17 protein-coding genes, 1 tRNA gene and 1 pseudogene are annotated in these 26,847 nt (G+C 72.3%); 7 read left to right on the top strand and 12 right to left on the bottom strand.

What is annotated here, in order from left to right; translation table 11 throughout:
• Window positions 1-5: 5 nt before the first annotated feature.
• Window positions 6-6,224, bottom strand: coding sequence for a DNRLRE domain-containing protein (locus OHA89_RS08075; RefSeq protein WP_406365779.1), 6,219 nt, complete (start codon window positions 6,222-6,224; stop codon window positions 6-8).
• Between the two features lie 475 nt (window positions 6,225-6,699).
• Between OHA89_RS08075 and OHA89_RS08070 the strand changes: the two genes are divergently transcribed.
• Window positions 6,700-7,116, top strand: coding sequence for a hypothetical protein (locus OHA89_RS08070; RefSeq protein WP_266613858.1), 417 nt, complete (start codon window positions 6,700-6,702; stop codon window positions 7,114-7,116).
• Here OHA89_RS08070 and OHA89_RS08065 read toward each other — a convergent pair.
• Together OHA89_RS08065 and OHA89_RS08060 are read right to left on the bottom strand one after the other, a co-directional pair.
• Entirely contained in the window at window positions 7,102-7,896 is a 795-nt protein-coding gene (locus OHA89_RS08065; protein WP_266613857.1) for a helix-turn-helix domain-containing protein, read from the bottom strand. The two genes, OHA89_RS08070 and OHA89_RS08065, sit on opposite strands and share 15 nt — an antisense overlap.
• 33 nt (window positions 7,897-7,929) lie before the next feature.
• Window positions 7,930-9,711, bottom strand: a complete 1,782-nt coding sequence (locus tag OHA89_RS08060; protein ID WP_406365777.1) for an FAD-dependent oxidoreductase — start codon at window positions 9,709-9,711, stop codon at window positions 7,930-7,932.
• 188 nt (window positions 9,712-9,899) lie between these two features.
• On the opposite strand from OHA89_RS08060, the gene OHA89_RS08055 reads away from it, so the two are divergent.
• Complete coding sequence (locus tag OHA89_RS08055; RefSeq protein WP_406365776.1) at window positions 9,900-10,205, top strand: 4a-hydroxytetrahydrobiopterin dehydratase; 306 nt, start codon at window positions 9,900-9,902, stop codon at window positions 10,203-10,205.
• Window positions 10,206-10,293: 88 nt separating this feature from the next.
• Here the strand turns inward: OHA89_RS08055 and OHA89_RS08050 are convergent, their stop codons facing one another.
• From OHA89_RS08050 to OHA89_RS08020, 7 genes are all read right to left on the bottom strand, one after another.
• Window positions 10,294-10,719: an RICIN domain-containing protein gene (locus OHA89_RS08050; protein ID WP_406365775.1), complete on the bottom strand. Its 426-nt coding sequence runs from the start codon at window positions 10,717-10,719 to the stop codon at window positions 10,294-10,296.
• An 11-nt stretch (window positions 10,720-10,730) separates the two neighbouring features.
• Complete coding sequence (locus OHA89_RS08045; protein ID WP_266613855.1) at window positions 10,731-11,579, bottom strand: aldo/keto reductase; 849 nt, start codon at window positions 11,577-11,579, stop codon at window positions 10,731-10,733.
• 91 nt (window positions 11,580-11,670) lie between these two features.
• Entirely contained in the window at window positions 11,671-12,444 is a 774-nt protein-coding gene (locus tag OHA89_RS08040; RefSeq protein ID WP_406365774.1) for an ABC transporter ATP-binding protein, read from the bottom strand.
• The gene (locus OHA89_RS08035; protein WP_406365772.1) at window positions 12,441-15,137 is read right to left on the bottom strand and encodes an ABC transporter permease subunit; all 2,697 of its coding nucleotides are present in this window, start codon (window positions 15,135-15,137) and stop codon (window positions 12,441-12,443) included. The genes OHA89_RS08040 and OHA89_RS08035 overlap by 4 nt, the downstream gene beginning before the upstream one ends.
• A 9-nt stretch (window positions 15,138-15,146) precedes the next feature.
• Window positions 15,147-16,415: an ABC transporter substrate-binding protein gene (locus OHA89_RS08030; RefSeq protein WP_406365771.1), complete on the bottom strand. Its 1,269-nt coding sequence runs from the start codon at window positions 16,413-16,415 to the stop codon at window positions 15,147-15,149.
• A 159-nt stretch (window positions 16,416-16,574) separates the two neighbouring features.
• Window positions 16,575-18,398: a long-chain fatty acid--CoA ligase gene (locus tag OHA89_RS08025; protein WP_266613852.1), complete on the bottom strand. Its 1,824-nt coding sequence runs from the start codon at window positions 18,396-18,398 to the stop codon at window positions 16,575-16,577.
• 115 nt (window positions 18,399-18,513) lie between these two features.
• A complete protein-coding gene (locus OHA89_RS08020) occupies window positions 18,514-19,365 on the bottom strand; it encodes a LysR substrate-binding domain-containing protein (protein WP_266613851.1) in 852 nt (283 codons plus the stop codon).
• 138 nt (window positions 19,366-19,503) lie between these two features.
• Here OHA89_RS08020 and OHA89_RS08015 point away from each other — a divergent pair, with 138 nt between their 5' ends.
• Together OHA89_RS08015 and OHA89_RS08010 are read left to right on the top strand one after the other, a co-directional pair.
• Entirely contained in the window at window positions 19,504-20,544 is a 1,041-nt protein-coding gene (locus OHA89_RS08015) for a bile acid:sodium symporter family protein (RefSeq protein WP_406368442.1), read from the top strand.
• Window positions 20,545-20,553: 9 nt separating this feature from the next.
• Entirely contained in the window at window positions 20,554-20,985 is a 432-nt protein-coding gene (locus OHA89_RS08010) for a (2Fe-2S) ferredoxin domain-containing protein (RefSeq protein ID WP_257553413.1), read from the top strand.
• Between the two features lie 63 nt (window positions 20,986-21,048).
• Here OHA89_RS08010 and fdhD read toward each other — a convergent pair whose 3' ends face one another.
• Complete coding sequence (gene fdhD / locus OHA89_RS08005; protein ID WP_406365770.1) at window positions 21,049-21,876, bottom strand: formate dehydrogenase accessory sulfurtransferase FdhD; 828 nt, start codon at window positions 21,874-21,876, stop codon at window positions 21,049-21,051.
• A 203-nt stretch (window positions 21,877-22,079) separates the two neighbouring features.
• Here fdhD and OHA89_RS08000 point away from each other — a divergent pair, with 203 nt between their 5' ends.
• The 3 genes from OHA89_RS08000 (at window position 22,080) to OHA89_RS07990 (ending at window position 24,925) form a co-directional block, all read left to right on the top strand.
• Window positions 22,080-23,021 carry a beta-ketoacyl-ACP synthase III gene (locus OHA89_RS08000; protein ID WP_215146668.1) on the top strand — a complete coding sequence of 314 codons (942 nt, stop codon included), beginning with the start codon at window positions 22,080-22,082 and terminating at the stop codon, window positions 23,019-23,021.
• A 158-nt stretch (window positions 23,022-23,179) separates the two neighbouring features.
• Window positions 23,180-23,264 (top strand) — tRNA-Leu (locus tag OHA89_RS07995).
• Window positions 23,265-23,461: 197 nt separating this feature from the next.
• Window positions 23,462-24,925, top strand: coding sequence for a serine/threonine-protein kinase (locus tag OHA89_RS07990; RefSeq protein WP_406365769.1), 1,464 nt, complete (start codon window positions 23,462-23,464; stop codon window positions 24,923-24,925).
• Window positions 24,926-25,327: 402 nt separating this feature from the next.
• On the opposite strand, the pseudogene OHA89_RS07985 reads toward OHA89_RS07990, so the two are convergent.
• Window positions 25,328-26,047: pseudogene (locus tag OHA89_RS07985) on the bottom strand (IclR family transcriptional regulator C-terminal domain-containing protein); the annotation flags it as partial.
• Window positions 26,048-26,847 lie beyond the last annotated feature (800 nt).

The raw sequence follows: 26,847 nt of genomic DNA, 5'->3' as shown, positions 1-26,847 counted from the left end.
CCTTCCTATTCCGTCCGCAGCCAGCCCTTGTAGATGTAGAAGCGTGCGTAGGCGTAGAGGCCCGCCCAGAACCAGCCTTGGTAGTACCAGTGCAGCATGCTCCAGAAGTTCCGCAGGGTGAAGTTCCGGGCGACGGAGTTGTTGTGCTGGTCAATCTGGGTGTCGATCCCGCTCTCGCCCCATTCATGCGCGTCTCCCAGCCGCTTGGCCGCTCGCGCGCCGAAGAAGAAGGTGAGGCTGGCCTGCCACATGAAGTGCCGGATCGCGTTGTTCTTCCTGCCGCTCCGGAAGGTCGCGAGCAGCGCTCCCGAAATCGTTGAGGCCCAGGCGCAGCCGCGCCATCCGAGCGTCATGCACGCGTTGGCCTCGATGATCTTCTTGCGCCAGGACTTGGACATCCGGCCGTCCAGGTCCTGCTGGTTGACCGGATCGGCGTTGGCGTACTCGTACCCGTTCGCGCTGCCGCCGTAGACCGGGTCCGAGGAGAGGAAGCGGCCGGTGGACGGGTTGTAGAGACGCGCGCCCATCAAGGTCAGACCGCTCGGGGTCTCGCTGGAGCGCTGGTGCGCGCCCAGCCAGCCGTAGCGGGCCGCGGCCTGCCCCGCGCGGGGCTTGCCGTACTCGTCGGTGTCCAGGGCCACGGGCGCCTGGGAGACGTTCAGCGGGAGCTGGACGGCGACGGAGCCCTGGATCGTCGTCAGGTGCAGGACGACGTCCCCCGTCTTGCTCGTGGTGGTCAGTCCGCCGGCGGTGGCGACGTTGCGGGTCACCGCACCCGTCGCGGTGTCCTCGACGATCCAGCGCGGGTTGTCCGCGTCGTCGCCGTAGTGGTTGACGCGGGACGCGGTCTGGGTCCAGACCGAGCCGTTGTACGACTCCTTCGTCCACCCGCGGTAGCGCTGGGCGGCGTCGAGGCCCCAGGTCTGCCGCTGGTTGGACAGGGTCTGCTGCTGGGTGCGGTCGCTGTTGTAGTAGGCGACGGTGCCTTGGTTGGGGACGGCGGTGGTGCGCCCGAACTCGTCGTAGACGTAGCCGCTGTCGACGATTCGGTCGGCGCTGTCGTAGGTGTGGGTGGTGGTGGTTCCGCCGGTGGCCGGGCAGTCCGCTCCGGGGGCGCCGGCTGCCGTGGACAGGGCGGTGCGGTTGGAACGCCCGTCGAAGGTGTAACCGCGCCGGGTGCAGACGGTGTCCGCCGTGTCCTCGACGGAGGCCAGGCGGCCCGCGGTGTCGTAGCGGAAGCGCTGGTCGGAGAGACCGGAGTGCGTGGTGATCTGGCCGTGGGCGGATTCGTTCACGGTGTCGCTGTAGACGACGGTCGAGTCGCTGTCGCGCACGTAGCTGCGCTTCGTGGCGTCACCGCCCGGGTCCGTGCTGATGTTGAGCGTGTACCCGCCGGGCAGCTTCTCGCTGCGGACGGCTCCCGCCGCGTCGAACGACGGTCGGAACTCGCCGGCGACCGAGTCGGTCGTCTTCGTCGGCAGGCCCCGGGGTTCGGCGGCGTGGTCGTAGGTGAAGGTGACGCTCGACGGCACGTTGTCCGCGATCTTGGCCGGCCGGTCGAGCAGGTCGTACTCGGTGGTGGTGACACCACCGTCGGCATCGGTGTAGGAGATCGTCCGGCCGAGCTTGTCGAACTGCTTGACGATGGTCCCGCCGGTGGGCGAGGTGTTCTTGACGGCCCGGCCGGTCACCGCGTCGTACTCGGTGGTGGCTTCCGGAGCGGCCTGGCCGGAGCCGCCGGCCGTCGTGACCTTGGTCGTCCGTCCGGCCGCGTCGTACTCCGTGGTGGTGGTCCGGGTGGACCCGTTCACCGTCTCGATCCGCTTGGCCGGGCTGCCCCACCAGTTGTACTCGGTGGTGGTGGTCGGAAGCTTGCCCGGGTTCGACCCGCCTCCGGTGATGTCACCGGCAGGACCGACCGAGCAGACCAGGTCGGCCCACTCGGGGCGGCCCTGGCAGGTGCCGGTGCCGGTCGCCGACCAGTACGTGGTGACGCGGGTGGCGGCGTCGCTGCCGTTCGCGCCGGGGAGGAGCTGCTTGGAGACCCGGTTCTTGGCGTCGTACTCGGTGGTCTCCGTGATGGCCAGGCCGCCCGGGTCCCTGACGGTCCGGGTCGGCAGGCCCCTGGCCCAGTCGTACACGGTCTCGGTGGCGCGGGGCTCGCCGAATACCGTCGGGTGCTCGCGGACCTGGGCGCCGACGGTGGCCTTGGTGACCTGGTCCTTGACCTTGGCGGTGCCGTCGGTGGGCCGCCCGGCGTCGTATTCGAGGACCGACCAGTCGCGGGCGGTCACCGAGGTGCCGGCCGGAACCAGCAGGGTCGCTCCGGACTTCAGGTCGGCGGTCAGGTCGACGCGGCGCAGCGGTCCGAACTTCCCGAGCTGCCGCTCTCCGGCCGCGTCGAACACGGTCGAGGTGCTCAGCTGGTGGGCGCGTTCGGCGCTGGTGAGCTGGCCGATGCCCAGGTTGGCCTGTGCGGCCTGGTCCGCGGGGCTCGTGCCCAGGGCCAGGGCCCGGTTGGCGGCCGAGAGCTCGCGGACGGTGTTTCCGTACCGGTCGTACTCGGTGGTGGTGATGTGTCCGCCGGGCGCCGCGCTGTTGACGGGCCGTCCGGAGGCGCCCAGGTAGGTGATGGCCGCCCGCGTGTAGGCCGCGGCGGCGAGTGACGTACCGGAGTGGGAGGCAGGGACCGAGTCGGCGGGGAACAGGGCGGTCGCGTCGGTGGGTGCGCTGGTCTGCCCCCACGCCTTTACGTCGGCCGCGCCCATCGGGTACGGGGCCGCGCCACCGTTCAGCGGGACACCGTAGACGACGCTGGTGGTCGCGGTGCCCTGTTCCTCGCCCGCCGTGCCCGGCTTCAGACCGGACCGGGAGGCCTTGAGGAGCATGCCGTCACCGGCCGTGGGTGAGGATCCCGCCTGGCCGTACGTGAACGACCAGGGCAGTTCGGACTTGGCCTGCAGCCAGTTGATGCGATCGGCGGTGTCGTAGGCGTACTGCGTCTGAGTGCTCTGCGCCAGGTTGGGGTCCCACTGCTGGCGGAGGTTGCCGCCGGCGTCGTAGCGGTAGGTGGAGACCGCCTTCGAGGTGGCGTTCGCGGCGCCGGACTCGGTGGACCACAGCCGGATCTCCTTCACCTGCCCGGCGAAGTCGCCGAAGTCGGCGGAGGTGCTGTATCCGGTGGCGGTGGTGGCGGTCGCGTAGACGAACTCCAGCGAGCGGCATCCCTTGGTCTGGGGGGTGGTCGCGCAGGCCGAGGCGGTCGCGGCGGAGGTCGGCGCGATGACCCGCTTGGGGCGGGCCAGCTTCTTGCTGTCGGCGGTGACCGTTTCCGAGACCACGGTGGTGGTCGAGTTCTCGACTCCGCTGACCAGGCTGCTGGCGACCTGCCAGGTGGTCATCGCCGGATCGGCCCGGGTGAACTCGGTGACCGTACCGCTGTCGTCGGTCAGCGTGAACGAGCCGGTGACACTGCCGGTCAGCGTCATGCTGCCGGCGCCGGGTTCGGAGACCCAGCCGGTGCGTGCCGCGTTGGCGGTGAAGTGCAGTGCGTCACCCGAGCTGGTCACGACGTCCACGGCCGTGTCCGAGACCCGCGCGACGTGCGAGTAGTCGGACTGGACGATTTCGGCCGCGGTGCCGGAGGCCCACTCCTGGCCGAAGATCGCGGCCTGGCCCTCCTGCTTGGTGCCCTTGTGCGGGTCGCGCGAGGACGTGGTGCGGGAGACGGCCATGCCGAAGGCGGACACGTCGGTGGCCGACATCTCGTAGTCGCCGGTGAGCAGGTTCAGCGAGCCCGGACCGACCGGGCTGGCGGCGGCGCCGCTCGCGTTGCGGTCGACGACCACCACGAGGGGCTGCGTGGCGCCGGTCGCGCTTGCCGGACCGGTGAAGTCGGCCTTGATCTGGACGCTGCCGTCCGGGTCGACCGTGTCGGTGGTGTTCCAGACCAGCGCGGGGGTGCGTCCCGCGGTCAGGGACACGGGCCAGGCCGTCAGCGGCGTGCCGCCGTCCGTGACGTGCCCCGGCGGGATCTGAACCCAGGGGTCGGCCTCGGAACGGCGCCAGGAGAAGGACGCCGCGTTGTAGGTGGCGCCGTCGGCTTCGGCGGTCAGCGGGAGCCGGCGGGCCGTACGCTCGCCTTCCGCGGGCTGGACGAATCCGCCCGGTCCGGCGTGGAAGGTGTACTCGACCGCCTCGGACTCGTTGTCGGCCTTGTCGACGGTGCGCACCTGGAGGGTGTGGGTTCCGTCCGACGGCGGGGTGACGGACAGGGTCCGGGTACCGGGGGTGCCGTCGGTGGGCACGCGCGTCCACTCGGTGCCGTCCAGGGACCATTCGAGCCACTGGTGGTCCGTGCCGGAGGGCGGGGAGACGGTGAAGTTGCCCGCCTGGCCGGCGCCCTTGACCCAGGAGTTGGACGGGTAGTCCGTCGAGGTCAGCCCGGTGGGGGCGGAGGGGGCGGTGGTGTCGACGGTGAACGTCTTCCACGCCGACCAGCCCAGGTTGTAGTGGCTGCCGTCGTAGGGGTTGGAACGGAACTTGTATGTCTTGCCGTTGGTCAGCACCCCGGCCGGAACGGTGACCGAGGCGGCCTCGCCGGAGGAGACGAACGGCGAGACGATGACGTTGCCGACCTGGGTGTCGGTGGCCGAGTCGAAGATCTGGAACGTGCCGTTGACCTGGTCACCGTTGGCGTCGACGAAGGTGTCGCGCAGCGTCGGTGTCACCGTGTTGACGGTGTAGGCGCCGCCGTAGGAGAAGAACGGGGGACCGGCTTCCTGCTTGGTGCCGGTGCGGGGCCGGTAGTTGTAGGTGACGGTCAGCTTGGGGACGTTGGAGGCGGCGTTGGCGGAGTTGACCCGCTTCCACTGCTTGATGTTGTTCTCGTCCGTGGCCCGCAGGCCCATGCTGGAGAACGTCCACTTGTTGTTGGACCAGTGCTGGACCAGGCCGGTGACGTCCGCGTTGACCCAGCCGTCGGGCTGGGAGGTGCAGCCGGGGTTGCCCTTGGTCTCGGTGGAGGTGGCCATCTTGGTGACCATCGCGGGCTGGTTCGTCCAGCGGGAGGCGGTGGTGGGCCCGTTGGAGGTCCACACCTCCCAGGGCTGGGCGGTGCAGTCGGTGTTGCCGGAGTGGAAGTTCCACAGCGACAGCTTGGCGTCCGAGATCAGCGCGTCGGCGACCGGTGCGGTGTTCCAGGTGATGAAGGAGCGGGCGGTGCGCCAGGTGCCGTCGGCGTTCTTGGTGCCCGGGTTGCCGAGGTCCAGTTCGGTGTCGTTGGACCAGTCGACGGTCTCGCCCTGCTGGACGTAGGTGTCGAAGAGGTTGCCCAGCGAGGACGTCGAGGGGTCGACGGTCACCGGGTACTTCGTCGCGGGGTCGGCGAGGAAGGCGGCGTCGGGGGTGATGACGAGGTCGACGCCGTCCTTGGTCTTGACGACCTTCAGGCCGACCTTCGCCCGCCGGGTGTGCTCACCGGAGGCGGCGTCGACGGTGGCGTCCCACATGACCGGGGCCGGCATGGTCGCGGTCTTCTTCGACTTCTTGTCGGTGAAGAGCACGCTGCCGTCGGGCTGTTGTTCGACCTTCAGACCCTTGGTCTTCAGCGGCAGCGTGTAGCCGAAGCCCGCCTCGGGCTTGGCCTTGACCTCGACGAACTGCTCGAAACCGGTACGGGTCGCCTCGACGATGATGTCCGCGCCCGGCACGGCGCCCTCGTAGGTGGCGCGGGTGCCGTCCAGCTTCGGCGCGGGCAGACCGCCGCGCCACTGCAGCGTGATCGCCTCGTCGCCGGTGCCCAGCGTCACCAGGTCGGTGGCCTCGGCCGGCTGAGCCGGCTGCGTCGACTTCAGGAAGGACACCTTCGTGCCCGTCTTCCCGGACAGACGCAGGCCCTGCGGGTGCGCCTTGGAAGCGACCGAACCGTCCGGCGCCGCCGCGAGGTTCACATCGACGTCTCGCCACTCGCCCGTGGCCGGGTCCTTGAAACGGATCGGGCCCGCCGCCACCTCGGTGGTCAGCGATCCGTTCTGATTCACCCACGTCGTCGAGGTCTCGGAACGCTCCGAGAGCGCCTCCACGCGGTGCTTGTACAGCCGCGCGGCCACCCGGGCGGACGGCACGTCCGCCGCGGACTGCGCGGTCTCCTTGGCCTGTTGAACTTTGCCGGCCGCGGGAGCGGCGACGGCTGCCTCGGCTCCGTAGAGCGTCGAGACGGACATCACGACAGCCAGCGCCGTCGCCGTGGCACGCAGCCCGGACGGTGCTCTGAACGACGAACGGACGTGCCACATAGGCCCGTCCGGTCTTCTCCGGTAACGCAAGATCCCCCCAGGGGATGACGATTCGACCGCCCTGCACATCGCAAGCGATCACCGGCTTGAAAGTAGCCGTCCCTACAAGATCAAAAATGGCCACCAAGGGCGCGAAATGATCGATTCCCGGAGATGAAATTGCATCTCATTTCGGTCACGGAGCCCCCTGTTGGGCCGAGACGCACTCAACCCACGCAAAGCTACTGGTCGGTAGGCTCGCCGACGCGCCGACGGACCACCCTGGACCGCGCCTTACCCCGGAGGTAATCGACCCCGTCGGGGCCGGGCGGCATGGTGGGGGCATCGGGGTCCGGGGCCGCGCACTCGGTTCCGGGGCCCGTGTCCCATCCGCGCATTCGACCTCGACGGAGGCTGATTTCCCATGTCCGCAACCCTTCTCGGCAGCATCGCCCGCACCGCCGAACCGCAGGCCGTGCTGCGCCGCTTCCTCGCCCTCGACTCCGTGGTCACCACCGGCAACGGGCTGGCGTACGTGGCCTTCTCGGCCCCGCTGGGCCGGCTGCTCGGGGTCGGGCAGGGGCTGCTGCTGGGGCTCGGGATCCTGCTCGTCGCGTACGGCGCCGCGGTGGGCCTGCTGGCCTCGCGCAGGCGGCCGCAGGCCCTGCCGGTGAAGCTCGTGATCGAGACCAACTACGCCTGGGCGGCCCTGAGCCTGATCGCCCTCGCCGTCTGGTTCTCGCCGACGGCCGCGGGGACCGTGTGGATCCCGGTGCAGGGCCTCACCGTCGCCGGCTTCGCCCTGCTCCAGCAGCTCGCCCTGCGCTCAGTCGCCGAGTGAGCGCAGGTACTTCACCGTCGCCGGGTCGGCCGGGAGCAGCGTTTCGATGGCCAGCTCGGCGACGGTCACGTCCATCGGCGTGTTGAAGGTAGCGATCGACGACACGAAGGACAGCACGTGGCCGTCGTGCTCGATGACCAGCGGGAGCGCGATGTACGGGACCGCCTCCTCCGGTTCGGCTTCGCCGGTGCGCTCCGCGACCGGATAGGCCGACACCTCCTCGTACAGCGCGCGCAGCGGCTCGGACCGGGCCAGCGCGATCTGGCGTTCCATCTGCGCCAGCAGGTGCCCGCGCCACTCCTTGAGGTTGCGGATCCGCGGAGCCAGGCCTTCGGGGTGCAGGGTGATCCGCATGGCGTTCAGCGGCGGGGTCAGCAGGTGCTCCGGCAGCCCGTCCAGCAGCATCAGGATGCCCCGGTTGGCGGCGACGACGTGGTACGTGGCGTCCACCACCAGCGCCGGGTAGGGCTCGTACCCGGTCAGCAGCCGCTCGATGCCCTCGCGCAGCGTCTCCATCGACGGGTCGTCCAGAGCGGTATGCGCGTAGTGCGGGGCGTAACCCGCCGCCAGCAGCAGGGCGTTGCGCTCGCGCACCGGAACGTCCAGGCGGTCGGCGAGCCGCAGCACCATCTCCTCGCTCGGCCGGGACCGCCCGGTCTCGATGAAGCTGATGTGCCGCGACGAGGAGTCGGCGCGGCCCGCCAGCTCCAGCTGGCTGATGCCGCGCCGCTCCCGCCAGGTACGCAGCAGGGCGCCGACCGTGGGCATCGTGGTGGTCATGCCCTCGACGGTAGCCGAGCCCGTCGGACCGGGTCAGCCCAGATCGAAGACGTTGGGCAGGCCGAGACGGTAGCGCCACAGGTCGTGCCGCTTGGCGGACTCGACCTCCGGCGCCCGGTACAGCGGTTGGACCGTGCACCGCGCGGCCTTCGAACCGTCGTGGTCCAGCAGGGAGTTGACCGCGGCCCGGGCCGAGGCGTTCGCCCCCTCCATCGTGGCCAGGTCGATGTCGACCGCCACGTAGTCCCCGCTGAGGAAGAAGTTGGGGATACGGGTGCCCGCGCTCGGCCGGTTGTGGAAGGTGCCGGTCGGGTGGATCAGCAGCTCGTCCTGGTTGGTCGGGTTCGGGGTGCCCAGCCCGTCCACGCCCGGATCCAGGAACCACGAGTGCAGCGCGGAGTCGCTCAGCAGCGTCTTCCCGGTGTCGTTCAGGGAGGCCTTCAGCTGCGCCCACACCTCGCGCGCCACCTCCTCGCGGGTGCACTGTTTGGCCGTCTTCCCGTACAGGATTCCGGGCTTGTCCCACTCGGAGATGTCCACCGACAGACAGTCGACCGCGGCGCCGTCGCCGTAGTCGGCGGGGAAGTTCCGGGAGGGCCAGTGCTCGGCCTGCTGGATCGCCGTCAACGACCAGGGGGAGTCGATGCAGTTGAGGTGGCCGTGCACCAGCGGGGCCCGTTCGGTGAGATAGAACTGGATCCCGGTCATCCAGTCGGTTTCCAGCTTGTCGCAGCGCCCCAGCATCGGATCGGCGGCCCGCAGCGCGGTGCTCCAGGTGCGCCGGGCGTGCTCGACGGGCAGGGCCGAGACGTAGTGGTCGGCGGTGACGGTCTGCCGCGCGCCGGCCGGGTCCAGGACGGCGACCCCGCTCACCCGGCCGTTCCCGTACTGCACCTCCCGTACGGTCCAGCCGATCTTGAACTCCACCCCGAGGGAGCGCAGATGGGCCTCCCACGGGTCGATCCACGCCTCGTTGGTGGGCAGGTTGAGGATCCGGTCCGGCGGGCCGTCCGCCCCGCGGCCCAGCAGGTTGAAGACGAATGCCTCGCCGAGGGTGCCCACCGTCCGGGTGGAGGCCTCCTCGGCCTTGGTCGCCACGATGTTGCGGGTGATGCCGATGGCGAGGATGCGCTGGTACTCGGCCGACATCTGTGCGGCGCGCACGAATTCCCACCAAGGGGTGTGCTCCCAGACCTCGTTGCGCCGCTCGTCACAGCTGGTGAGGAAGACGAGCACGCGGTTCACGAAGTACGCCGTCTCGTGCAGGGGCAGCCGGACCAGCGACTGCAGGATGCCGGTGAGGGCGCGCCGGAGCTCGTCGGGCGTCAGCTCGGCGGGGGAGTGCTCCGGCCAGGGGATGGGCCCGCGCAGGTCCTCGCGGCCGGCCGACCGGGCGAACATCATCTCGCGCGGGGCGACGAGGTTGCCCCACACGCCGTTCGCGTTCCCGGGGAAGGGGATGCGCCGCATGGTGTCGGGCAGGTTGTGGTAGATGCCGGGGATGAAGCGGAAGCCGTGCTCGGCGGGCAGCGGCCGGCGGCCGCCCCGGGCGCTGCCGGGCACGTCCATGCTGCGGGCCTTGCCGCCGAGCGCCCGGCGTTCGTACACGGTGACGGCGTAGCCGCGCTCGGCGAGTTCATGCGCCGCGGTCAGCCCGGCCACCCCGCCGCCGAGGACGGCGACGCGCCGGCCGTTCGGCGGTGTCGCGGCCGCGGCCGGTGCTGCTGTCAGGCCCGCCGACAGGGTGCTGGCGCCGGCCGCGGCGGCCGCGGTGCCCGCGATGAACGTACGTCTGGAACTGCCTGTGCTCGCCATTGTGGTGCCGCCCCTTCGTTCCTTTGTTACCGCTGGTAACAGTCACGTCCGGCGCAGGAGCATAGGGGGGCCGGGTGGGGCGCGGAAGGCCGGGAAAGTACCCGGGCGCACTATGGCGCGAAAGGGTCGCTCCGGCCCGCGCTGTGGGAACCTTGACTCCACGTCACGGGGAACAAAGGAGCCGGTGGATGCCGAGTGAACCGCTGTCACAGAAGGAGATCGAGGACCGGTTGCGGGAACTGCCCGGCTGGGCCTTCGAGAACGACCGGATCTCCCGCACCTACCGGCTGGGCACGCACTTCGCGGCGAGCGCCCTGGTCGTCCACATCGCCACCGTCCAGGAGGAGTTGAACCACCACTCCGACCTGACGCTCGGCTACAACACGGTCCGCCTGTCGGTGAACAGCCACGACGCGGGAGGCGTGGTGACGGTCAACGACTTCGAGCTCGCCGAGCGGGTCGAATCCCTCGCCCCGGCCCACGGCGCGAGCTGAAGCCGAGGCCTGCGACGCGACACCCCGCGCGGAGCCGACGGACCGCGTACGAAGCTCCGTACGCGCCTGAGGGCTCCGCGCGGGCCGGCTACACCGGCTCCAGGCGCCACCACTGGGTCGGGGAGTCGCTGTCCTCGCCCTGGCGGGCGCGGCCCTCGGCGTCGGCCTCCAGGGGCAGGCCGCTGATGCACGCGATCAGGGACACCACGCCCGGATCGTCGAGGTGCTGCTCGACGATCCACTCCTGCGCGCCGAAGGCGTTCGCCCGCCACACCTGCACCCGGGCGCCGCTGTCCGTCGACGCGTTCGCGACGTCGAGGCGGCGCTCGTTGTCCTCGCTCACCACGTGGAAGATCCCGCCGCCGCTGTGCACCGGCGAGATCCGCCACCGGCGGGCGGTCTCCGGCGCGGGCGGCCCGTCGGGGCCGACCCGTACCCGGGAGGCGCCCTCCAGCTGGAGCACCAGGCCACTGTCCACGTTGCGGATCCGGTAGACCCCTTCGGGAAGGTTCACGTGGACCCCGCTCACACGTCGAAGACGGCCGGGTCCGGACCGATCCGCCGCGCCGCCGCGCCCGCGCCCAGGGCGTCCAGCGCGGCGATGTCGGCGGCGTCCAGCGCGAAGCCGAAGACGTCCAGGTTCTCCCGGATACGGGCCGGGGTCACCGACTTCGGGATCACGATGTTCCCGTGCTGGAGGTGCCAGCGCAGCACCACCTGCGCGGCGCTGCGCCCGTGCTTGGCCGCGATCCCGGCCACCTCCGGGAGCGTCAGCAGCTCCTTGCCCTGGCCCAGCGGGGACCAGGCCTCGGTGGCGATCCCGCGCTCGGCGTGCACGGCGCGCAGCTCGTCCTGCGGGAACAGCGGGTGCAGCTCGATCTGGTTCACGGCCGGCACCAGCGCGCTCGCCCCGGCCAGCCGGTCCAGGTCCGCCGGGCGGAAGTTCGACACGCCGACCGCCCTGGCCCGCCCGCTCGCCGCGATCTCCTCGAAGGTCTGCCAGATGGCGACGAAGTCGTCGCGCATCGGGCGCGGCCAGTGGATCAGGTACAGGTCGATGTGCTCGAGGCCCAGCTTGCGGAGCGAATCGTCGAAGGCGCGCAGCACCGCGTCCCGGTTCCAGGTCTGCTTCGGGCCGTTCCACAGCTTCGTGGTGACGAACAGCTCCTCGCGCGCCACCCCGGAGGCGGCGACGCCCCTGCCGGTGCCGGCCTCGTTGCCGTAGACCGCCGCCGTGTCGATGCTGCGGTAGCCCGCCTCCAGCGCGGTCGCGACGGCCCGCTCCGCCTCCGCGTCCGGCACCTGCCAGACGCCGAAGCCGAGCTGGGGCATGAGCGAGCCGTTGTTGAGCTTGACGGTGGGGACCTGGTTCACGTCTGGTCGTTCCCTAGGGTCGATGGGCGGCGTCGTACGAGGGGCGACAACCGGCCCCTCGTACGACGTATTCCCGCCATCCCCGGACGGTTCACGCCGTCCCGAGGTACGCCTCCCGCACGAGCGGATTCGCCCGTACCTCGGCCGGCGGACCCTCGGCGAGCACCGTCCCGAGGTCCAGTACGACCACCCGTGCGCAGAGGTCCATCACGAAGGCCACGTTGTGCTCGACCAGCAGTACGGCGCAGCCCTCCTCCCGCGCCAGCCGCCGGACGACCGCCGCGAGCTGCTCGCGCTCGGGGGCCGACATCCCGGACGCCGGTTCGTCCAGCAGCAGCACCCTCGGCGGATCGGCCACCGCGCGGGCCAGCTCCACCATCCGGGCCTGCCCGACGGGCAGCCCGTCGGCGTACGAGGTCCCCAGCGCGCCGATCCCGCAGCCGGCCAGCACCCGCTCGCCCCGCTCCCGGCGCGCCCGTTCCCGGGACCGCCGGGCCGGGAACGCGACGAGATCGGCGGCGAGTCCGCCCCCGCCGCCCCGCCACTCCTGCGCCACCAGCAGGTTGTCGGCCACGCTGAGCCGGCCGAACAGCTGCTGGCGCTGGAAGGTCCGGCGCATCCCGTGCCGGGCCCGCCAGACGGGGGAACGGCGGGTGATGTCCACCCCGTCCAGCAGCATCCGCCCCTGATCGGGCCGCCGGATCCCGGACAGGACGTCGAACAGGGTGGTCTTCCCGGCCCCGTTCGGCCCGATCAGCCCGCACACCTCGCCCGCACGGATCCCGAGATCCACCCCGGTCAGCGCCCTCACCCCGCCGAACCGGACGCTGACCCCGCTCGCCCGGAGCACGTACTCGCCGCTCATGTCGCCATCCCCAGGTAAGCCTCGGTGAGCCGGTCCGCCTCCACCTCGGCGCGCGGACCGCACCAGGAGACCCGGCCCTGGGAGAGGTAGGCCACGGTGTCGGCGATCCCGAGGATCTCCGCCGCCTTCTCCTCCACCAGCAGCAGCGCTGTCCCGGCGTCGCGGAGTTCGGTGAGCAGCGCGTACACCTCCTCCACCACGCGCGGGGCGAGCCCGAGGGAGGGCTCGTCGGCGATCAGCACCTCGGGCGGGCGCTGCAACAGCGGCGCCAGGGCCAGCATCTGCTGCTCCCCGCCGGACAGCGCCCCGGCGGCCACCCCCCGCCGTTCCCCGAGCCGTGGGAAGCGGTCGTAGACGGCGGCCCGGGCGTCGGCCTCCCGCAGGTACAGGGCCAGGTTCTCCTCGATGGTGAGCGCCGGGAAGATCCCCCGCCCTTCGGGGGCGAGGACCACCCCGGCCCGTGCCCGCCGCACGGCGCCGTCGGGGGTGGCGTCCCGCCCGTGTACGCACACCTCGCCGCCGGTGACGGGCAGCAGCCCGGCGGCGACCCGGCACGCGGTGCTCTTGCCGGCCCCGTTGGGCCCGAGCACGGCGAGGATCTCCCCTCGCCGGACGGCGAGATCGACCCCGTGCAGCACCAACCCCCCGTCGTACCCGGCCGTTACGCTGCGCAGCTCGAGCGCGGGCGCGGGCCCTGCGGGGCTTTCCCCCACCCCGCCCCCCGCCCTCAAACGCCGGGCGGGCTGCAAAGGGCTGGGGTTCGGGGGCGGAGCCCCCGCGGGGCCCGCTGCCCGCCGCCGCGCCAACCGCACCGGAACGGCCGCGCAGTACCCGTCGGGATCGTTGGCCAGCGCCAGCCCCGCCAGGCCGAACAGGATCACCGGCAGGTGGGCCGACGCCGTCACGTAGTCCGACAGCAGCCGCGGCGCAACGGCGAACACCAGCCCCGCGACCACCGCGTACTGCGGCCGCCGAACACCCGCCGCGACCACCACCGCCAGCCACACCAGCCCCGTCATCGCCGTGAAGTCCGTGGCCGTGATCCGGGTGTTGAACGATGCGTACATCACGCCGCCGAACCCGGCCAGCCCCGCCGACAGGGTGAACAGCAGCAGCTTCGTCCGCAGGACGGACACCCCCGACGCCATCGCCGCCGCGGGCGCCGACCGTACGGCCAGCATCGCCCGCCCCGACGGGGAGCTCCGCAGCGCGCTCAGCCCGGCGGCCACCACCGCGACCAGCACCACCAGGGCCACCCCCAGCGCCCGGTCGTCGGACAGGTCCACCGGCCCGAACACCGGCCTCGGGATCGACCACCCGGAATCACCGTTCCGCAGCCATCGCAGCTGGAACAGCACCTGGTCGGCCAGGAACGCCAGCGCCAGAGTCGCCAGTGCCAGCGACCGCCCGCCCAGCCGCAGCGCCGGCAGGGCGACCAGGGCCCCCAGCAGGGCGGCCGCGCACGTCCCCACGGCCAGCGCCGCCACGAACGGCCAGCCCCGGCTCATCAGCAGTCCGGCCACCAGCGCCGCGCCGGTCACGAAGGTGGCCTGGGCCAGCGAGACCATCGCCCCCAGCCCGGTCACCACGGTGAAGGACATGAACACCAGCCCGATGGCCAGCCCCTGGGCCAGCAGCCCGCTCCAGAACGGCGTGGTCACGGTGTAGAAGGCGACGCACACCACCACCGCGCCCGCTGCCCACGCCCCCCAGCGCCGTCCCCACGACGCCCCGGCCAGATGGTCCACCGGCGGCGCGTCCACGGCCGCGATCCCCGCCGTCCGCGCCCTGCGCGTCAGCACCAGCAGGCCCCCGAACAGGATCAGGAACGGCACCGCCGTGCGGAAGCCGGTGATGCCCTCGGCGAAGGACGCGTACCCGGCCACCAGGTTCTGCAGGACCCCCAGACCCAGCCCGCCCGCGAAGGCGAGCGGCACGGACGCGAACCGCCCGATGACCGCCGCCGTCGCCGAGACGAACAGGAACAGCGTGAAATCGTGTGCGGACAGCCCCAGCAGCGGCGTCGCCAGCACTCCCGCCAGCCCGGCCAGCCCCGAGGCGATCATCCAGGCCACCGACGAGAGCCGGTCGGCGCGGATCCCGCGCAGCTCGGTCAGCGAGCGGTTGTCGACGGCGGCCCGCAGCAGCAGCCCGAGCCGGGTGTGCCGCATCAGCACCCACAGGGCGATCGCCACCACCGCCGTCACCACCCAGGTGATCAGCTGATCGGAGTCGATGCCGACGCCCTCCGCGAGCTGCCAGGACTTCGCCGGGCTCGGCCCGACGCCCGGCAGCCCGAACTGGTTCTCGGCGGGCTTCACGGGCGCGCCCGTGTCCGCGAGCAGCTCCACCGCCCACAGCCCGGCGGCCGGCAGGGCCACCAGCAGCCCGATGGTCGCCACGATCTGCGCCGTCTCGCCGACCCGCGCGAGCCGCCGGAACATCAGCCGGTCCAGCCCCCAGCCGAGGCCGGGGGCCAGGACGAACACCACCAGCAGCGCCGCCGGCACGGCCGGCCAGCCCAGGCCCGAGTGCAACTCGTAGAAGGTGAGCGCGCACAGGTAGGCGGTGGCCCCGTGCGCGAAGTTGAACAGCCCGGACGCCGAGTACGACAGCACCAGCCCGCTGGCGAGCAGTGCGTACAGGGCGCCGGAGACCAGACCGCTCAGTACGAAGACGAGCAGATCTCCCATGCCGCGGCCCTACTTGAAGGGGATGGGTTCGTGGCACTCGAACGGGACGGAGACCTCGTACGAGCCGTTCTTCAGCTGTACGAGCGCCCCGCAGCCGAAGCTGTCCTTCTGCCCCTTGGGCTCCGCCCGGTCGCCGACGAGCGTGCCGGTGTCGGAGAAGCCCTGCGCGGCGGCCTGGAAGGACTCGACGGTCAGGTTCTTCCCCGCCTTCTGCGCGATGGACACGAACAGGTCGGCCGACATGTACCCGGTCAACATGTGCATGTTCAGGGGTACGTCCTGGCCGCCCGCGGCCGCCTTGATGTCGGCCTTGAACTGCGCCATCTTCGGATCCGCCGACTCGAAGGGCTGGAACTGCAGCAGTACGTGCACCCCGTCGAGCGCCTGCTTGGTGGCGTCCTTGGCGAGCAGGCCCGGGTCGTAGTCGGTGGGGTCGGAGAGCAGCCCCTTGTAGCCGCTGCGCTTGAGCGCGGTGAACAGCCCGATGTTGTTGGGGGTCTGCATCACGGAGACCACGGCGTCCGGCGCCTTGCCGCCGTTGCTCCCCAGGATCTCCTTCACGTACGCCGACCAGTCGCTCGGCACGGCGGTGGCGGGCACCGAGGGCTTGGCGTAGGAGACCGTGAATCCGGTGCTGGTGAAGCCCTGCTGGAAGGTGCGGATGCCGAACTTGCCGGCGTCGCTGTCGTTGGCGATGATCGCGACGGACTTGCCCTGGGCCCCGCCGAGGAGCTTGCCGATGCCCTCGGGCCAGGTCTGGTTGAGGGTGCCGCCGGGGGTGGGGACCAGGCAGCCGTTGAAGCCGTAGATGTACTTCGGCCCGCAGAAGGAGGGCAGGGTGCCCCACCCGAAGGTGGGGACCTTCTCCTGCTCCAGGAAGTCGGCGCCCGAGAAGGTCACCGAGCTCATGGGGGAGACCGCGAAGACCTTGTCCTGCTGGACGAGTTTGCGGGCGGCCGACATGTTCTTCGCGGGGTCCTGGCCGTCGTCCTCCGCGCCGAGGTAGTCGATCTTGCGGCCGTTGACGCCGCCCTCGGCGTTGGCCCTCATGTACCGCGCCTTGGCCCCGAGATCGGTGTCCTTCTTGCTGTAGCCGCTGGCGCTGGTCATCGAGACGATGCCGCCGACCTTGATCGAGTCGGCGCTCACCCCACGGGCGTTGCCGGGCGCGTCGCCGGGCGTGCCCGGCAGGGTGCCGTTGGTGGAGGCGGAGTTGCAGGCGGAGACGAGCGCGAGGGCCGCTGCCGCGGCGGCCAGGGTGCGGATCGGGCGCAACATGTCGGGGATCCCCTCCGGTCGGAATCCCCGCATTCTGTGCGTGAGCTGACGCACCGTCAATATCAATGACAAAGTGAAATGACGGACCGTCAGTTTTGCTCGGGGGTGGCTCGGCAGGTGCCGGGACCAGCCGTGATCCGACGGCAACGCCACCGCCGCTCACGGCTGGTACAGGGCCGCCACCTCCATCGTGTACGCCTTCTCGATCGCCCGGCGCTTGAGTTTCAGCGACGGGGTCAACAGTCCCCGCTCCTCGCTGAACTGCTCGGGCAGGACGCGGAAGGTACGGATCGCCTCCGCCTGCGAGACCAGGGTGTTGGCCGCCACCACCGCCCGCCGGACCTCCGCCGTCAGGTCCGCGTCGTGCACCAGTTCCGCCGCCGGCCGCTGCGGCAGGCCGCGCATCGACAGCCAGTGCGCGATCCCCTCCGGGTCCAGGGTGATCAGGGCCGCGATGTACGGCCGGTCGTTGCCCACCAGCACGCACTGGGCCACCAGCGGATGCGAGCGGACCCGCTCCTCCAGCGCGGCCGGCTGGACGCTCTTGCCGTTGGAGGTCACCAGGATCTCCTTCTTGCGGCCGGTGATGGTGAGGTAGCCGTCCCCGTCCAGCCGCCCCAGGTCCCCGGTCGCCAGCCACCCGCCGCGCAGCACCGCCTCCGTGCCGCGGGGGTCGTTGAGGTACCCGGAGAAGATGTGGCCGCCGTGCAGCCAGACCTCCCCGTCCTCCGCGATGTGCACCGTGCCGCCCGGGATCGGCCGGCCCACCGTGCCGTATTTGGTGGCCCCCGGCGGGTTCGCCGTGGCCGCCGCGGACGACTCGGTCAGCCCGTACCCCTCGAAGATGGTGATCCCGGCCCCGTCGAAGAACAGCCCGAGGCGGCGCGACATCGCGGACCCGCCCGACATGGCGTGCCGCACCCGGCCGCCCATCGCCTCGCGGACCTTCCCGTACACGAGCTTCTCGAAGACCTGGTGCTCCACCCGCAGCCCGGCCGAGGGTCCCGGCCCGATGCCGAAGGCCTTCTGCTCCCGCGCCTCCGCGTACCGTACGGCCGTCTCCACCGCCCGGTCGAAGGGGCCCGTACGCCCCTCCGCCTCCGCCTTGCGCCGGGCGGCCGCGAAGACCTTCTCGAACACGTACGGGACCCCGAGCACGAAGGTCGGCCGGAACGCGGCGAGGTCCGGCAGCAGCTCGGCCGCCGTCAGCACGGGCTGGTGTCCGAGCTTGACCCGCGACCGGATGGCGGCAACCTCCACCATCCGCCCGAAGACGTGCGCCAGCGGCAGGAAGAGCAGGGTGGAGGGCTGCTCGCCCGGACCGGCCTGGAAGACGGACTCCCAGCGGCTCACCATCGTGTCGGCCTCGAACATGAAGTTGGCGTGGGTGAGCACGCATCCCTTGGGCCGCCCGGTGGTTCCCGAGGTGTAGATGACGGTGGCCACCGCGTCGGGGGTCACCGCGCCGCGATGGCGGTGCACGACGTCCTCGGAGACCCCGCGCCCGTCGGCGACGAGGGCGTCCACGGCCCCCGCGTCGAGCTGCCACAGCAGCCGCAGCCGGGGGAGCCGGTCGACTACCGAACCCACCGTCATGGCCTGGTCCTCGTTCTCGACGACGCAGGCCGTGCACTCGGAGTCGTACAGGATCCACTGCACCTGCTCGGCGGAGGAGGTGGGATAGACGGGGACGGGCTGGGCGCCGATCGCCCACAGCGCGAAGTCGAAGAGGGTCCACTCGTATCGGGTACGGGACATGACCGCGACCCGGTCCCCGAAGCGCACGCCCTGGGCCAGCAGCCCCTTGGCGAGCGCCAGCACCTCCGCGGCCAGCTCCCCGGAGGTCACGTCCCGCCAGACGCCGTCGGTCTTGCGTCCGAGGACCACCCGGCCGGGCTCCTCGTGCGCATGCCGGAAGACGGTGTCGGCCAGACCGCCGACGGGCGCGCCCGTGACGACCGGTGGGACGGTGATCTCGCGCAAGGCCCCGCTCCTCTCCGTGCGGCGCGGCGACGCTATCCCACGCCGGACGGCAGTTGATCAGCCTGCGGATTCCTCCACAAGACCTCCGCAGCGGCGGCCCCGAGCGGCAGGCCGGTCACGCCGTGCGGCTGAGGCGGTCCGCTCCCGACAGGACCGCCGAGGCCAAGGCCTCGGCGGCGGCCGAGACGCGCGCACCGCGCAGCAGCGCGAACTCCACCGAGCCCAGCTCCGGCAGCCCGCTCACCCGGACCAGCCCCGGCGGGATCAGCCCCCGGGTGTGGGCCATCACGCCCAGCCCGGCCCGGGCCGCCGCGATCAGACCGCTCAGGCTGCCGCTCGTACAGGCGATCCGCCACGGCCGCCCCTCCCGCTCCAGCACCTCCAGCGCCCGGGCCCTGGTGATCCCCGGCGACGGGAAGACGATCAGCGGAACAGGGCGCTCCGGGTCCACCCGCAGCCCCTCCGCCCCGATCCACACCATCCGGTCCCGCCACACCAGGCGACCCCGCTCGTCCCCCGGCCCCCGCCGCTTCGCCAGCACCAGGTCGAGGCGCCCCGCGTCCAGCCGCTCGTGCAGCGTCCCCGACAGCTCCACCGACAGCTCCAGGTCCACCTCGGGATGCTCGTGCCGGAACCCCTCCAGGATCTCCGGCAGCCGCGTCAGCACGAAGTCCTCCGAGGCACCGAACCGCAGCCGCCCCCGCAGCCGGGTCCCCGTGAAGAAGGCCGCCGCCCGTTCGTGCGCCTCCAGGATCGTGCGCGCGAAGCCCAGCAGCGCCTCGCCGTCCTCCGTCAGCTCCACGCTGTGCGTGTCCCGTACGAACAGCGGCCGCCCCGTCGCCTCCTCCAGCCGCCGCACGTGCTGGCTGACCGTGGACTGCCGTACGCCGAGCCGCCCGGCGGCCTGGGTGAAGCTGAGCGTCTGGGCCACCGTGAGGAACGTGCGCAGCTGGACGGGGTCGTACATACCGCCCACGCTACCGCGCTCATCGCGGATCGTGATGACAGTGAGTGCGGTGTACAGGTTTCCCGATCACCACTCCACCCCCGACGATGAGAGGAGACCACTCGAGGCCACTCCCGACAGCAAGTGAGCACCCCGCACATGCGCCGCCCGCACCTCCCCGCCCGGCTGCCCCTGGACCCGTACGTCCTGGCGCTCCTCGGCACCGTCGGCCTCGCCGCCCTGCTCCCGGCACGCGGCCCGGCCGCCACCGTCGCCGACGGCGCCTCCACCGCGGCCGTGGCCCTGCTCTTCTTCCTCTACGGCGCCCGGCTCTCCACCCGCGAGGCCCTCGACGGCCTGCGCCACTGGCGGCTGCACGTGACCGTGCTCGCCTGCACCTTCCTCCTCTTCCCCCTCCTCGGCCTCGCCGCCCGGGGTCTGGTGCCCGGGGTGCTCACCGAGCCCCTCTACAGCGGCCTGCTCTTCCTCTGCCTGGTCCCCTCGACCATCCAGTCCTCCATCGCCTTCACCTCGATCGCCCGCGGCAACGTCCCCGCCGCGATCTGTGCGGGCTCCTTCTCCAGCCTCGCCGGCATCCTCCTCACCCCCCTCCTCGCCGCCGGCCTGCTCGGCAACAGCGCGGGCGGCTTCTCGCCGGACTCGCTCATCAAGATCGTCCTCCAGCTCCTCCTGCCCTTCCTCCTCGGGCAGTTCCTGCGCCGCTGGGTCGGCGGCTTCCTGGCACGCCACCGACCGGTCCTCGGCTACGTGGACCGCGGCTCGATCCTGCTCGTCGTCTACGCCGCCTTCAGCGCGGGCATGGCCGCCGGCGTCTGGCACCAGGTGAGCGTTCCGCGCCTCGGCGCCCTGCTGGCGGTGGAGGCCGTGCTCCTGGCCGTCATGCTCCTCGTCAGCTGGTACGGGGCGCAGCGCCTCGGCTTCGGCCGCGCGGACCGGATCGCCATCCAGTTCGCCGGGTCGAAGAAGAGCCTCGCCGCCGGACTCCCCATGGCCAGCGTGCTGTTCGGAGCTCAGGCGAGCCTCGCGGTGCTGCCGCTGATGCTGTTCCACCAGATGCAGCTGATGGTCTGCGCGGTCCTCGCCCGCCGCCGCGCCCAGGACCCCGGGCCCGAACTCGCCGCCGACCGTGTGGCAGAGGTCTCGCCCCCGCCCCAACAGCCCACGGGCCAGGCCCGATAACGTTCGGTGGTGACCTGGATACGCCCGAACGGCGCCCACGCCGAACGCCCCTGCACCCTGGTGGTCTGCCGCGGCTGCTGCTGCGGCGACCCCAAAAAGAACCCCGGCTCCGACCACGCCGGCCAGCTGGCCCGGCTGCGCGAGGCCGCCGCCGCCTCCGGCGGCCGCCTGGCCGTCCGTACGAGCGAGTGCCTCGGGCCGTGCGCCCAGGCCAATGTCATCGTGGTCCAGCCCACCACCGAGGCCCGCCGCCGAGGAGCCCGCGCGGCCTGGTTCGGCTGGGCCCTGGACGACACCGCCACCGACGAGATCATCGCCTGGGCGGAATCCGGTGGCCCCGGAACCACCCCGGTCCCGCCCACCCTGGACCTCCACCGGATCACCCCGCCGGATCCCAAGCTCACCGCACCCACCACCCGCCGCGGGCGCCGCGGGCGATGAGACGGCAGCGGCCGCACCTGTAGCGGCGCCCGGCCGGCTCCGGTAGCGGCGCCGGCCCGGTGGTCACATCGTGATCCGCTCCTCGCCCGCGTAGATGTTCATGTTCGGGCCGCGCAGGAAGCCGACCAGGGTCAGGCCCGACTCCAGCGCCAGGTCCACCGCCAGTGAGGACGGGGCCGAGACCGCCGCCAGGACCGGGATGCCGGCCATCACGGCCTTCTGGGCGAGCTCGAAGGAGGCCCGGCCCGACACCAGCAGGACCGCGCCGGTCAGCGGGAGCCGGCCGGACTGGAGCGCCCGCCCGACGATCTTGTCCACCGCGTTGTGCCGGCCCACGTCCTCGCGCAGGTCCAGCAGCTCCCCGTCCGCCGTGAACAGACCGGCCGCGTGCAGTCCGCCCGTACGGTCGAAGACCTTCTGGGCCGCGCGCAGCCGGTCCGGCAGCAAGCCGAGGAGATCCGCGGAGATCCGTACGGGGTCGGCGGCCGTCGCCGGGAAGCGGGTCGCCGTACGGACCGCGTCCAGGCTGGCCTTGCCGCACAGGCCGCAGGACGAGGTGGTGTAGACGTTCCGCTCCAGCGTGATGTCCGGCACGGGAACCCCGTTCGCCAACTGCACGTTGACGATGTTGTAGGTGTTGGTGCCGTCCTCGGCCGCCCCCTCGCAATAGGTGACGGCCCTGATGTCGGAGGCCGCGGCGAGCACGCCCTCGCTCACCAGGAAGCCCACCGCCAGCGCGAAATCGTCCCCCGGGGTGCGCATCGTGATGGCCAGCGGCTTGCCGTTCAGCCGTATCTCCAGCGGCTCCTCGGCGACCAGCGTGTCCGGACGGACCCCCGCCACGCCGTTCCGGATCCGGACGACACGGCGACGCTCGGTGACCCGTCCCATGGCGATCAGCCCACCCCTTCGGTTCTTGCCTGTATCCGACAACCTCATTGTCGCGGTTCCGCTTCCCGCAACGTCCCCGGCTGCCTGATCCTCGGGAATCTCCAAATTCCGGCACCGGAATCCTGTCGGGTCACACGCACACGTACCCGTCAGTAGCAGGCAAAGCTGGGTGATCCTGACTTCCTACGAGGGGGATCCTGCCCATGACCGGTTCACGCGTGGTGGCGCTGGGGCACTACCAGCCCGCGAAAGTGCTGACCAACGAGGACCTCGCGGCCATGGTCGACACCACGGACGAGTGGATCCGGTCCCGGGTCGGCATCAAGACGCGCCACATCGCGGGTCCGGACGAGCCGGTGGACGAGCTGGCCTTCCAGGCGGCGGGCAAGGCCCTGGCCGGCGCCGGCCTGACCCCCGACGACATCGACCTCGTCCTGGTCGCCACCTCCACCGCGATCGACCGCTCGCCCAACATGGCCGCGCGCGTCGCCGCCAAGCTGGGCATGGGCGGCGGCCCCGCCGTGATGGACATCAACGTCGTCTGCTCGGGCTTCACGCACGCCCTGGCCACCGCCGACCACGCCATCCGGGCCGGCTCCGCCTCCCGCGCCCTGGTCATCGGCGCCGACAAGATGACCGAGATCACCGACTGGAGCGACCGCACCACCTGCGTTCTCACCGGCGACGGCGCCGGCGCGGCCGTGGTCGAGGCCAGCGACGAGCCGGGCATCGGCCCGGTGCTGTGGGGTTCGGTCCCCGAGATGGGCAACGCCGTCCGGATCGAGGGATCGCCGCCGGTCTTCGCGCAGGAGGGCCAGTCCGTCTACCGCTGGACCACCAGCCAGCTCCCGCCGCTCGCCCGCAAGGTGTGCGAGAAGGCCGGGGTCCTGCCGGAGGAGCTGGCCGCGGTCGTCCTGCACCAGGCGAACCTGCGGATCATCGAACCGCTCGCCGCCAAGATCGGCGCCGTCAACGCCGTCGTCGCCCGCGATGTCGTCGACTCGGGCAACACCTCGGCGGGCAGCATCCCGATGGCCCTGTCCAAGCTGGTGCAGCGCGGCGAGATCCCCACGGGAGCCCCCGTCCTCCTCTTCGGCTTCGGCGGCAACCTCTCGTACGCGGGTCAGGTCATCCGCTGCCCGTAACGCATGGCGAGACGTACCGTCTCGCCATGCCCGCCGGTGCATGCGTGCAGGTCAGCACGGCGTGGCGGACGGCAGCCGCCCGGATAAGTGGTCGGAGCCCCGCCGATCCTTTGCTATTGTTGTCCATGTCGCCGCGGGAAACCGGGGCCGACCACCTGGTCCGGGTGGCGGAATGGCAGACGCGCTAGCTTGAGGTGCTAGTGCCCTTTATCGGGCGTGGGGGTTCAAGTCCCCCCTCGGACACAGATCGGCGAGGGCCGTGACTCCAAGAGTCACGGCCCTCGCCGTGCGTTGTGGGTCATGCGGCCCGGGGTGGATCCGTTCTGCGGCATCATGGGCGCGAATGGGCCAAGGGGAGCAACGTGTCGCAGGACGATCCACGCAACAGCATCGTGATTGTTGGGCGTTACCGCTTGGGGAAGCGGTTGGGCAGGGGCGGGATGGGCACCGTCTGGGAGGCCTCCGACGAACTGCTCGGACGCTCCGTCGCCGTCAAGGAACTCCACGTCGGCGACGGGACGGAGTCCGCGGGCGCCCTGCGGGAAGCGCGCACCGTGGCGCAGATCAAGCACCCGCACGTCGTCGTGGTCCATGACGTCGTGGAGCACGACGGGCGCCCCTGCATCGTCATGGAACTCGTCGAAGGCCGCTCGCTCGCCGACCGGCTCGCCGCCGACGGGCCGCTGGATCCCGCCGAGACCGCCCGTACCGGGCTCGCCCTGCTCGGCGCGCTGAACGCGGCTCACGCCCGCGGCGTGCTCCACCGCGACATCAAGCCCGCCAACGTCCTCCTGGAGGCGGGAACCGGCCGGGTCGTGCTCACCGACTTCGGCATCGCCCGCCTCGCCGGGGCCACCACCATCAGCGAGACCGGCGCCTTCGTCGGCTCGCCCGAGTACACCTCGCCCGAGCGCATGCAGGGCGCCGTCGCCGGCCCCGAGGCCGACCTGTGGTCCCTCGGCGTACTGCTGTGCGCCGCACTCACCGGGGAGTCGCCCTTCCACCGGGATTCGCTCGGCGGCGTCCTGCACGCCGTCGTGTACGACGAGATCCGGCCGCCGGCTCAGGCGGGGCCGCTGCTCCCGGTGATCCGGGGCCTGTTGGAACGCGACCCGGAGCGGCGGCTGGGCGCGGCGGAAGCCGAGCGGCTGCTGTCGGCGTACGTGACCACCGGCACGGTGCCCCTCGTCGACCGGGTGCCCGACCCGACGCCGCCGCGGGCGGTCCGGCCGGTCCGCCGCCTGTGGCTGATCGCGGCGGCGCTCGTCGTGGTGGCCGTCGCCGGTGGCGTGGCCGCCGCGTCCCTGCTCGGGGACCGCACGGAGGGCCGGGCGCACGAGGTGACGCCCAGCGCCCCCGCGAGCGCCTCACCCGAGACCGCAACCCCCGCGACCGTCACTCCCGCGACCGCTTCACCCGGCGCCGGCGTGACGCCCAAGCCCGCGCCCACCGGGTACCGGATCGTCACCGATCCGCAGGGCTTCGCCCTCGCCGTACCCAGCGGCTACCAGCGCACCACCGACGATCAGCGGGTCTTCCACAGCTCCCCGGACGGGGCGATCCGGATCGGCATCAAGGTGACGCCGTCGGCGTCCGAAGGCCCGCTCGGCGCGATGCGGCGCGCCGACGCCGCCGGCCCGGACACCAATCCCGGATACCGCGACCGCTCGGTCGTCGCGACGACGCACAACGGACTGCCCGCCGCCCTCTGGGAGTTCACCTGGGACGGCTTCACACGGGCCGAAGGCGCCCGGCACACCTTCGACCTCTGCTGGGACGAGGACGGCCGCATGTACGACGTCTGGGTGTCGGCCCCCGTCAGCCGGCTCGCCGAGGCCAGGAGCCGCTTCGACGCGGCGCTGGATTCCTTCGTCCCGGGCGGGGCGGCGTCCGTGCGCCCCTGATCACGTGCCCAGCACCACCAGACCCGTCGGCGTGGCCAGGGTGCCCGGGGCGACCTGGGTGAAGGTGTGCGGCAGGGACAGACACGGCTGGCCGGTGTCCGGGAGGGCGTCGAAGAGGTACGCCGCCGCGGAGGTGGTGTCGCTGACCAGGTGGGGGCCGGCGGGGGAGCCGGTCGTGCCGGTGAGCCGGGTGCGGAAGAGGCGCCGGAGGTGGCGCAGGGTCTCCGGAGTGAGCGGGGCCCGCCTCGGCTCGGGCTGGGGCGGTCGGGCCGGGGACTCGGCGCCCGAACCGTCCGCAGCGCCCGAACCGTCCGGAGCGTCCGAGGCGGACGGGACGTCCGAGGCGGACGGGGCGTCCGAGGCGGACGGGGCAGCCGGGGCGTCCGGGGGGATCGCGCCCGACAGGAGAAGCGCGAGCAGCACCGGGACGGCCTTGCGGCGCAGGGCCGCGGTGGCCGCGGGCAGCCGGTGCGCATGGGCCGCGGGCAGCGAGAGCGCGAGGCTCCCGGCGGCGTCGCCGGTGGCGATCGGGACCGCCGAGCAGACCACGCCGGGGGAGTACTCGAGCAGGTCGAACACGGGCGCGCCCGGTGCCACCGCGTCCAGCGCGGTGAACAGGGCCCGGCTGTCGGTGATGGTCTGCGGGGTGAGCCGGGCCGGGCGGTGCCGGGCCACGTGGTCGGCGCGGCGGTCGTGGTCGAGCTGGGTCAGCAGGCACTTGCCCACGGCGCTGGCGTGGGCGGCGGCCCGGAAGTCCACCCACTCCCGCACCGGCGGGGTTCCGGGCCCGTCCGCCATCTGCGTGATCCGGACCTCGCCCTCCGCGTACCGGCTCAGGTACACGGCGGCGCCGGCGCTGTCCCGGGCCAGGGCCAGGGTGCGCTGGAGCTGGCCCGCCAGACCGTGGCCGCCGGGGGCCGCGAGCCGGTCCAGGGCCGGCCCGCGCGCGTACACCCCCGCGGCCGGGCGGTACGCGTACTCCTCCTCGCACAGCATCGACAGCAGCGGGCCGAGCTCCTCCGCGGTGAGGCCCGCCGTCCGCGCAAGCTGGGCGGCCCGCACTCCCAGGGGGTGCTGCTCCAGGACCCGTACGACGGCCAGCGCGCGCCGGGCCTCTGCCAGGGCCTCGCCCGTCCCGGCCTGGACGACGGTCCCGCGCGCCGCCGCCGTCAGCGCCGGGTGGCGCAGCGGGCCGGCCGCGAGCGGCGGTACGGTCACGGCCGCCGGGGCCGCGGTGGCAGCGGCCGTGACCGCGACCGTCGGCGGCCGGAACGCGGCCAGCACCCCGGGCAGCCCGGGCCTGGGCAGCGGCACCGGTCCCAGATCGGGATCGTCCAGCTGGTCGAGGTACCGCAGGACGGCCGCCTGCGCGCACAGCCGCACGTCCCGCAGATCCCGGCGGCCGCCCGGCCGGAAGCCGCGGCGGCCCAGCTCGCGCGCCCACAGCCGGGCGTCGTGGTGCTCACCGCGCCGGGAGTGGTCGAGGAAGAGGCAGTACGCGGCGGGGGCGGTCCGCGCACTGCCCGAACCGGCGGCGAACTGCCACCAGAACCGGGCGCCTTCGCGCAGCCCGGCCAGGAACAGCAGACAGCCGAAGACGACCGCCCCGGCCAGGTCGGTGTGCCCGCCGGAGAGGAAGGAGCCGAGCTGCGCTTCGGCCTTCGGCGCGCACACGGAGGCCAGGCAGGCGGCCTTGAGGTCGCGCCGGGCCCGTTCCGAGTCGAGCGGGCAGTCCCGCGCCGGGTCGCTCCAGCCGAACACCGACCGGCGGCGGGTGCGGTGGCCGGAGGCGGGCGCGTGCGGTGTCGCGCGCAGCAGCCGGGCCTCGGCCGCGCCCAGGTCGTAGTGCGGATAGCGGTCGCGGACGCTCGCCCGGGCGAGGAAGTCGGCCAGCGAGCGCGGGGTCTGTTCGCCGTCCTGGG

This window comes from Streptomyces sp. NBC_01546 (assembly GCF_045208355.1).
GTDB lineage: Bacteria > Actinomycetota > Actinomycetes > Streptomycetales > Streptomycetaceae > Streptomyces.
The sequence above is the reverse complement of the archived record's forward strand: the minus strand, read 5'-3'. Positions and strand labels throughout refer to the sequence as shown.